We start from the raw sequence: 4,708 nt of genomic DNA, 5'->3' as shown, positions 1-4,708 counted from the left end.
GACCCGGCACTTCGAACCCTCCGCGGCCCGTGCGGGCGTGTGGTGGCTGGCGCAGGTCGAAGACCGCAACCACAACCACATCACCCTCGAACGCGACGCAGACGACATCCTGCTGGAGGTCACCCACTCCGGCGGCTACCGCATCCGGGTCACCACCGCCGAGGCCGGCCGCCACATCACCGGCCTGCACGCGGTGACCGGGGACGGATCCATCCGTCTGCGCGGCTACCTCCACGACGAGTCGGGAAACCTGACCGAGGTCCGCAACGCCGCCGACGCTCCGACCGGGTTCACGTACGACTCGGCACACCGCATCACCGGCTGGCGCGACAGCAACGACACCGTCTTCGCCTACGTCTACGACGCACAGGGCCGGGTCGTGGAGACGCACGGCAGCGACGGCATCCTCAACTCCCGCATCACGTACGGCACCCCGGACGCCGACGGCGCCACCACCGTCACCTACACCGACTCCCTCGGCCACGCCACGACCTACCGCGCCAACCGGCACGGGCAGATCGTCGCCATCACCGACCCGCTCGGGAACACCACCACCCAGAGCTGGGACAGCCGCGACCACCTCCTCAGCCGCACCGACCCCCTGGGCCGTACCACCCGCTGGGAATGGGACGCCGCCGGTGACCTCGTCTCCGTCACCACCGCGGACGGCACGGCAAGCCGCATCTCCTACAACGACCTGCACCTGCCCGTCCGCATCACGGACCCCCAGGGCGCCACACAACTGCAGACCTTCGACGAGCGCGGCAACTGCACCAGCCGCACCGCACCCGACGGCACCGTCCATCGCTTCACCCACCACCCGACCGGCGCGGTCGCCACCGTCGTCAACCCGCTCGGTGACACGCTTCGCGTCGACGCCGACGCCGCCGGTCTGCCGCTCGCCCTGGAGGACACGCACGGCACCCGCACCACCTACCGGCGGGACGCGTGCGGGCGCACGGTCGCCGTCACCGATCCGCTCGGCGCGACGACCACCCTGGCGTGGGACGCCGAGGGCCGCTTGGTGCGCCGCGACTCCCCGGACGGCACCACCGAGTCCTGGACGTACGACGGCGAGGGGAGTTGCACCGGCCACACCGATCCGCTCGGGGGGCGCACCCGGCTGCGTCACGGTGCCTTCGACCTGCTCACCGCTCGGCTCACCCCCGACGGTGCCGAGCACCGGTTCCGGTACGACACCGAGCAGCGGCTGACCCAGGTCACGAACCCCCTTGGTCTGCAGTGGAGTTACACCTACGACGCGGCAGGGCGGTTGGTCGCGGAGACCGACTTCGACGGCCGTACCACCCGCTATTCCTATGACGCGGCCGGGCAGCCCGTCGCTCGCACGAACGCCGCGGGCGAGACCATCACCTACGCCTACGACTCGGCCGGACGCCTCATCGCCAAGGACGTCGGCGGGGAGCGCACCGACTACGCGTACGACGCCGTCGGCCGGCTGACGGAGGCCGTCTCCGCCTCCTCACGCCTCACCCGCGTCTATGACGCCGGGGGCCGTATGACGGCCGAGACCGTGGACGGCCGCACCACGCACTATCACTACGACACCCTCGGGCGCCGTACCGGCCGCGTCACCCCGACCGGCGCCGCCACCCAGACCGTCTGGGACGAGTTCGGCAACCGGAGCGGACTGCGTCTGGACGGCGAGCACCATCTGGCCTTCGACCACGACCCACTGGGCCGGGAGATCCGCCGCACACTCGGCGACCGTGTCGCACTCGATTCGGGATGGGATTCCCTCGGACGTCTGGCGAGCCACACCCTCAGCACCGGCCACGGACCGCTGCGCCGACGGGAGTTCGGCTACCGGGCGGACGGCCAACCGGTCTCCGTCACGGACCGTGCCACCGGCCGGGCCGTCCACTACGAGCTGGACCCGATCGGCCGTCCGCTGACCGCCGCCGGTCCTCATGCGTCGGAGACGTACACGTACGACGCCGCAGGCAACCAGACCCACGCCGCGTGGGCCGGCACGCCCGTCGACGCCGACTCCGCCGGGGACCGGACCTTCGACGGCACTCGCGTGCTGACCGCGGGCCGCGTCACCTACCGCTACGACGCGGCCGGCCGGCTCGTCGAACGCCGCAAGAAGCGTCTCTCACGCCCGGCGGACGTCTGGCGGTACACGTGGAACGCCGAGGACCGCCTCACCACCTGCACCACACCCGACGGAGTCACCTGGCACTACGCCTACGACGCCCTGGGCCGGCGCACCGCCAAGTTCCGCCTCGCCGACGACGGGCTGACCCGGATCCACGAGACGTGCTTCAGCTGGGACGGCAGCCGTCTCGCCGAGGAAGAACAGCACGGCGGTGGCGCGGTCCTCACCTGGGAGTACGACGGCCACCGCCCGCTGGCACAGTACGAGCGCCGGCCCCTGGACCAGGACCGGGTCGATGCCAGGTTCTTCGCCATCGTCACCGACCTGGTGGGCGCTCCGACGGAACTCGTCGACGAGCGGGGCGCCCTCGCCTGGCACACCCGCGGCACCGTGTGGGGAACGACGGCCTACAACTCCGATGCCACCGCCTACACCCCGCTGCGGCATCCCGGCCAGTACGCCGACGCCGAGACCGGCCTCCACTACAACTACTTCCGCCACTACGATCCCGAGACCGCCCGGTACACCAGCCCCGATCCGCTCGGGCTCATCCCCGCGCCGAACCCGCTCGCCTACGTCACCAATCCGCAGACCTGGTCCGACCCGCTCGGCCTGACGCCGTGCGTGCACCTCTACCACGCCACGAACCGGGCCGGGGAGCGGAGCATCCGGACCCACGGCATCGACCCGTCCTACGCGCCGCGCCCGATGGACTTCGGCAACGGGTTCTACACGACGCGCACGCGGCAACAGGCCGAGGACTGGGCCCGGATGCGGTTCGGCGACGACGGAGTGGTGCTCCATTTCAAGGTGCCGGCGCATGAGTTCGAGGCGCTGAACCGCAGGGCGTTCACCGAGAACGACCCGGAACTGTCCGACTTCGTGCGCCACTTCCGGGCCGGCGACGGGACGGAGGTGCCCAAGTACGATGTCGTCGAAGGGCCCATGCTCAGAAATGTGAAGGCCTTCATGAAGAAGGGCGCGGTGCCCCGGTGGAGCGGCGACCAGACCGTCTTCTTCGGCGACACCGGATCCCTGCTCGACCGGGCACTTCAGTGAGATTCAAGCAAGAGAGCCAACCATGAGTACTACGTTCACCATGCCCACCTCGTCCGAGACGCTGGAACTCCTGGACGCGATCGCGGACGAGATGGTCTCGGAATTCGGGATCTCGCGCGCGGAGGCCGTGGCTCGTATCAATGAGCAGTGGCACGGGCAGGACCTGTCGGACGAGGACAGCCTCGTCCTCCACGAGGAAGAGCGCTTCTGGGCGTTCACCATCTATTTCGGCGGGAACGTACCGGACTGGACCCCAGGGGCAGATCGCAGCACCTGGGCCCCCAAGCCCCCGCCGGCCGCCGATTCCGGATTCTGGACCGAGCCGGCCTAGTACACGGCGAGAGCCGTCGACTCCGCTGTCCGGAGTCGACGGCTCTCGCCGTTGAAGATCCCTGGCGCTCAGTGCCAGCTGTGCGGCGCCCGGAACCCGGGCTCGCGCTCCAGGCGGCGCCAGCCGGCCTTGGCGCGGCCTCGGTGGGTCTGGGCCGAAGGCGTCTGCGCGGCCGCGCGAGCAAGGAGGACGGCCGTGATGGCGGCGACTTCCTCGGGCTCGGCGTGGCCCTTCTCGACGCGGATGTCAGGAGTGCTCATGGGTGTCAGTCTCCGTGAGAGAGAGGTCCGCGGGGTTGCCGCGGCGGGTCCGCCCGGTTACTGCGGGGGGTTGCCGTGCTTGCGGGAGGGCAGGTCGGCGTGCTTGGAATGCAGCATCGCCAGGGACTTCGCCAGCACTTCGCGGGTCTCGGCCGGGTCGATGACGTCGTCGACCAGGCCGCGCTCGGCCGCGTAGTACGGGTGCATCAGCTCGGACTTGTACTCCTTGACCATCCGCGCCCGCATGGCCTCGGGGTCCTCCGCCCCGGCGATCTGACGGCGGAAGATCACGTTGGCCGCACCCTCGGCGCCCATGACGGCGATCTCGTTCGTCGGCCAGGCGTAGGTGAGGTCGGCGCCGATCGACTGGGAGTCCATGACGATGTAGGCACCTCCGTACGCCTTGCGCAGGATCAGCGAGATCCTCGGCACGGTCGCGTTGCAGTAGGCGTACAGCAGCTTCGCGCCGTGACGGATGATTCCGCCGTGCTCCTGGTCGACACCGGGGAGGAACCCCGGCACGTCCAGGAAGGTGACGATCGGGATATTGAAAGCGTCACACATCTGGACAAAGCGCGCAGCTTTTTCACTCGCCTCGATGTCCAGGACGCCCGCCAGCACCTGCGGCTGGTTGGCGATGATGCCGACCACCTGGCCGTCCAGGCGGGCCAGCGCGCAGATGATGTTGCGCGCCCAGCGCTCGTGGACCTCCAGGTACTCGCCGTCGTCGACGATCTCCTCGATGACCTTGGCCATGTCGTACGGCCGGTTGCCGTCGGCCGGGACCAGGTCGAGCAGGACGTCGGACCGGCGCTCCACCGGGTCGGAGGAGTCCACCCGCGGCGGGTTCTCGCGGTTGTTCTGCGGGAGGAGCGAGAGGAGGTAGCGCACCTCGGCGATGCAGGTCTCCTCGTCGTCGTAGGCGAAGTGGCAGAC

Annotated in this window: 4 protein-coding genes; 2 read left to right on the top strand and 2 right to left on the bottom strand. The window is 69.9% G+C overall.

Features of this window, described 5'->3' with window-relative positions; genetic code table 11:
- The coding region (locus tag ACZ7GZ_RS42315) for an RHS repeat-associated core domain-containing protein (protein ID WP_471033095.1) at positions 1 to 3,181 on the top strand (3,181 nt) is incomplete at its 5' end.
- Positions 3,182 to 3,203: 22 nt separating this feature from the next.
- Complete coding sequence (locus ACZ7GZ_RS42310) at positions 3,204 to 3,512, top strand: hypothetical protein (protein ID WP_471033092.1); 309 nt, start codon at positions 3,204 to 3,206, stop codon at positions 3,510 to 3,512.
- A gap of 68 nt (positions 3,513 to 3,580) precedes the next feature.
- Here the strand turns inward: ACZ7GZ_RS42310 and ACZ7GZ_RS42305 are convergent, their stop codons facing one another.
- Together ACZ7GZ_RS42305 and ACZ7GZ_RS42300 are read right to left on the bottom strand one after the other, a co-directional pair.
- Positions 3,581 to 3,772 carry an acyl-CoA carboxylase subunit epsilon gene (locus ACZ7GZ_RS42305; protein ID WP_450803076.1) on the bottom strand — a complete coding sequence of 64 codons (192 nt, stop codon included), beginning with the start codon at positions 3,770 to 3,772 and terminating at the stop codon, positions 3,581 to 3,583.
- Positions 3,773 to 3,829: 57 nt separating this feature from the next.
- Positions 3,830 to 4,708, bottom strand: an 879-nt coding sequence (locus ACZ7GZ_RS42300) for an acyl-CoA carboxylase subunit beta (RefSeq protein ID WP_471033089.1), incomplete at its 5' end; no start/stop codon positions are given.

The organism is Streptomyces sp. NPDC037288 (assembly GCF_055603265.1).
The sequence above is the reverse complement of the archived record's forward strand: the minus strand, read 5'-3'. Positions and strand labels throughout refer to the sequence as shown.